A 4,039-nucleotide genomic window follows, 5' to 3' on the forward strand; every position below is an offset into this window, starting at 1 on the left:
GCGGTGAATAGCTGGGACGTCCCGGTACCATGTTCACCAACCCAGCCGTGATCCCCAGCACGACAGCCCCGGCCACGATTTCCGCCATGACACCCCGCCGCAGCCCGGCAAGCAGAACGGTATCCGGCGAGCGGTCCGGCCGGCCGGCCGGCTGATCTCTCTTCGTTCTGTACTGCCGGCGGACCCACTGCCGCGCCAGAGCGCCGAGAGCGATCATTCCAAGGACCAGCCACACCTTGTACACCAGCAGTCGACCATAGCTGGTATCAATCAGGGCCCGTGGCGGGCCGACCTCACGCCAGCCCTGGAAGACCCCGCTGACCATCACGGCGGCAACGGCCACAACCGCGATCTTCGACCACCGGGGAAGGACCTCCGCCAGCTCGGTGGCCGATGCGCGGCGCACCAGGAAACCGGCAATCATCACCAGACCACCGATCCACACCGACATGGCGATCACATGCACCGTCGTGCTGGTGGTAGCCAGCCAAGCCAGGTCGCCGGCGCTGGCATGACCGATCATGGCAAGCGTCACGGCCACCACGACACCGAGACCGGCGAGCTCCCCGTTTCCCCGCAGATCCACCGATCCGGTTCGCAACAGCCGCCGCACGAGAGGCACCATCAAAGCAAGAGTGAGCAGGCGGATCAGCAGCAGGTGACCGAACCGATCCGCCAGGGTGGTCGACAGAACCGACCACTGCCCGAGTCCCCCGAGGCCGAGCCCGGCAGCGTAGGGGCCCTGCAGCAGCAGCTGCGCGAAGGCCGCAAAAACGGATAATCCCCACGCTGCCATCAACAGCCGGCCGGGGCCGGCCGCACGAAGACCTGTCGGCCAGAGCACTATCAGAAAGAAACAGACGCCCAGCAACAGGGCCGTCGCGGCGTATCCGAGAAATCTCGCCACGGCAAAGACGACGCCCACCGTCGAGGAGCCCGATGTGCCGGAGGCCGCCGCGGCGGCCTCCGGCGGCCCGCCCACACCGAAGGCGAGCGCACCGGAAACAGGATGGCTATCCGCCGAGATGACACGCCAGCTCGCCACGTACGTGCCGTTCGGCAGCCCCGGCCGGAGCGCGACCGTCGCCTGCGAGGCCTTGGGACCAGATCCGGCACGACCATCATCGACCCGCCTACCCGCGGAATCGAGCACCCGGATCGAATCGCGCGAGACCCGCACCGACTCGCTGTAGTCAAGGTTTACCCGTGCGGGTGCGACGTCGAGTGCCGCGCCGTCCACGGGGTCGCTACCCGTCAAAAGGGCATGCGCCGACGCCGACGGGACCCCGAGGCCGAGACCGATGGAGGTGGTGGCCATGACCAGGAACGTCACGGCCACCACCGGGATGCGGCGCACGACGGTTAGGCGCGCCGCCGCAAAGAGATCAGCGCGAATCCACCGGCAAGCAACCCGAGTGCGCCAAGGACGAGACCGGCAATCCCCAGGCCACGCGCCGTCCCGTCGGAATCGTCGGAATCGTCGGAGGCCGATGCGGCTTCGTCCGACCGCACCGTGGCCGCGCCATGCCCACCGGACCCCGGGGAGGATGCTGTCAGCGTGAGGATCGGCGCTGGCTTCTCAGGCTCCTGGGCGCCGGGGGCGGCGACATCGACCCACCGCACGACCGAACCATCGGAGTAGGTCTGCAACGCCTTGAACACAATGTGGTCGGTGTTTTCGGGCAGCGGCCCGGCGGAGACGGTGAAGGTGTCGGACTCCCCGGGCTTGATCCCGCCATCCCCCTGCGCCGTCCAGGCAATCCTGGTGACGACCTCCTTGACCTCTCCGTCGTCCGTCATGAGCGGCTTCGGCGGAGCCGCCTTGGTGATCTTGTGTGTCCACCCCGCCTTGGGCTGGACCGACACGGACACGATCAGGGTGTCGGTGGGAAGCTGGACGTCCAACCCGGTCGTGGACGCGGTGTCCTTCTCCGTGGGGACCTTGAACGACAAGGTGGCGTAGCTGCCCGCGGCAGCCGTCGGCGGCTGCACCGTGACATGGGCGGACGCCGGTCCGGCCAGGAGGAACATCGCTGCCGCGGCAGTGCCGGCAAGCATGCCGGCACGCCGAACGTTGCGGTACATAAGATCCCTTCGAACGTCCCACGGCGCGTGGGACCACCTGAAGATGCCTTGCCTTGCTCGCGCCGGGGTCGCTCGTCGGGCAGATGAGCCCGCCAGGGGAACTCGTCTACCAGGCTCGCCGTGACGTCAACGCTCGCCGTGACGTCAACCCCGGAGAAGGGGAAGCGGGTGGTCCCCGACGCCGTGCGCCACGGCCAAGGGGGCGAGCGTGCGGTCTCGGCGCCCGCTTCCGAAGGTTGATCTTCACGGTGGGTGGGACAGGCGGAACGACGGCAACGGTCACCGGATACAGCAACAGGGCCACAACGGTGCGCGGCTTCAGTCCGGCCGCACACCACACAGCCCGCTCGGAGTGACGAAGCATCAATCCCACACAGCCCACGGCAATGCCGTGGGCCGCCGTCATCGGAACATCCAGGCTCGGACCGCTGGCCAGGTGGGTGTGCGGATGCGCAAGTACGAAGGTGACATGGAGGGCGATCTGCGTCACCCCCAGACCCGCGAGCAGCGCAGCGACTCCTCGCTCGCGGTCCGCGAACCCGAACGCCACCCGGGTGAGGAGGAGGACCGCAACCAGCATGATCCCAGCGGCTGGCCGCGGCGCCCCGCCAGAGACGTGCGCTGCCCAGGCCAGACACACCGAGGACGAGGCGAACACCACGGCTCGGCCCAACCGGGCCGTTCCCCTGTCCACCTCGCACCCTGTTGCCACGACGAGCAAGCTTGCCATGCCCGCCGCGGCCATGGCCACACCCCCGGAACCGTGCGACTGGGGTTGATGATCTGGGGCGACGACCTCATTCAACCCGAACCGCCACCAGGCAGCCGCGGGCACCGCGATGATCGCCGTGAACACGATGCCCGAGGCCAGAAAGCCCAGGCCTATCCAGCTGGCCGATGCCGATCCACCGATACGGAGTCTGCCGCCGTCGGGCACTGCCGCCGTCGGGCACTGAGGAATGACGGGCGGCGGATCCCGGGCAGGAAAGCACCTCCAGCCACTCGAAGGCGCCTTCGAGTACTCCCGCCTACCGCAGACGTCCGGCAGGTGGGGTGCTTTCCGTCGTTGGACGGCACCCCACCCTCCGGTCCGCCTCGGCGGCTACGCCGCGGTGAACGGCTGCTGCCCGCCGAACCGCTGCCCGGCCTGCTCCGCCGTGGGCTGCTCCGCCGTGGGCTGCTCCGCCGTGGGCTGCTCCGCCTGGCCCGCGGTGAACGGCTGCTGCCCGCCGAACCGCTGCCCGGCCTGCTCCGCCGTGGGCTGCTCCGCCTGGCCCCCGGCGGCCGGCTGCTCGGCCGCGGCTGGCGCTGGGGCCTGCTCGGCCGCAGCCTGCGCCGCTGCGGTGGGTTGCGCTGCCGGACCGGCGCCTGCGCCCGCCGCAACACCCACCAGCTCGCGTATCCTGCTTTCCACGTACCTGTCGCTGTAGTGCGACCTGTCGGCGATGCGCTGAACAAGGTCGTCGACGCTCGAGGCTGCGTCCAGGTCCGACGCGTTTACCTCGGCGAACTGGTCAAGGATCTGGTATCGGATCTGCTGCCAGTTTTGCCGCAGCACGCGCTCCACCTGCTGCGCTTCCTGCTGATTCATTATCATCACTCTACCCCGGTCGGGCATCCGTCCCACGGCTGAGCCTATGACGCGGGCAGAGACTGTCAACCGCAGAAACCACCACCCGTGACCAGGGCCGCGCGGCAGGACGAGCGACGACGAAAGCGCCGGCTAACGGATATGTCTTATCAACGGGGAAGAAAGGAAATATCCTGGCCGTTGAGGTGGGTCCTGGTTGATTCGTGGTCAGGTCGGAGGGTCGAGGGCTTCTCGGACTTTGGCGAGCAGGACCCGTTCGGAGAAGGGCTTTTCGAGCAGGATGACACCGGGATCAAGTTTCCCCTGGGTGGTGAGGACCGGGTGGGCGTAGCCGGACATGTAGAGCACCCGGGTGTCGGGGCG

General features: G+C 68.4%; 3 protein-coding genes and 1 pseudogene. All 4 read right to left on the reverse strand.

The window, feature by feature from the left end; all coding sequences use genetic code 11:
* A partial coding sequence (locus AC08OP_RS16390; RefSeq protein WP_476614998.1) for a copper resistance CopC/CopD family protein occupies positions 1-1,333 on the reverse strand: 1,333 nt, incomplete at its 3' end.
* Positions 1,334-1,362: 29 nt separating this feature from the next.
* Positions 1,363-2,085 (reverse strand): YcnI family copper-binding membrane protein, encoded by a 723-nt coding sequence (locus AC08OP_RS16395; protein ID WP_476614999.1) that lies wholly within the window; start codon positions 2,083-2,085, stop codon positions 1,363-1,365.
* 1,102 nt (positions 2,086-3,187) lie between these two features.
* Positions 3,188-3,676 (reverse strand): hypothetical protein, encoded by a 489-nt coding sequence (locus AC08OP_RS16400; RefSeq protein ID WP_476615000.1) that lies wholly within the window; start codon positions 3,674-3,676, stop codon positions 3,188-3,190.
* Positions 3,677-3,883: 207 nt separating this feature from the next.
* Positions 3,884-4,039 (reverse strand): annotated as a pseudogene (locus tag AC08OP_RS16405) (response regulator); the annotation flags it as partial.

This window comes from Frankia sp. CeRuru1, assembly GCF_977966315.1.

Excerpts from the sequence above, each read along its gene's own strand:
- AC08OP_RS16395 (WP_476614999.1), bottom strand. The coding sequence starts at position 2,085 with ATGTACCGCAACGTTCGGCGTGCCGGCATGCTTGCCGGCACTGCCGCG.
- AC08OP_RS16400 (WP_476615000.1), bottom strand. The coding sequence starts at position 3,676 with ATGAATCAGCAGGAAGCGCAGCAGGTGGAGCGCGTGCTGCGGCAAAAC.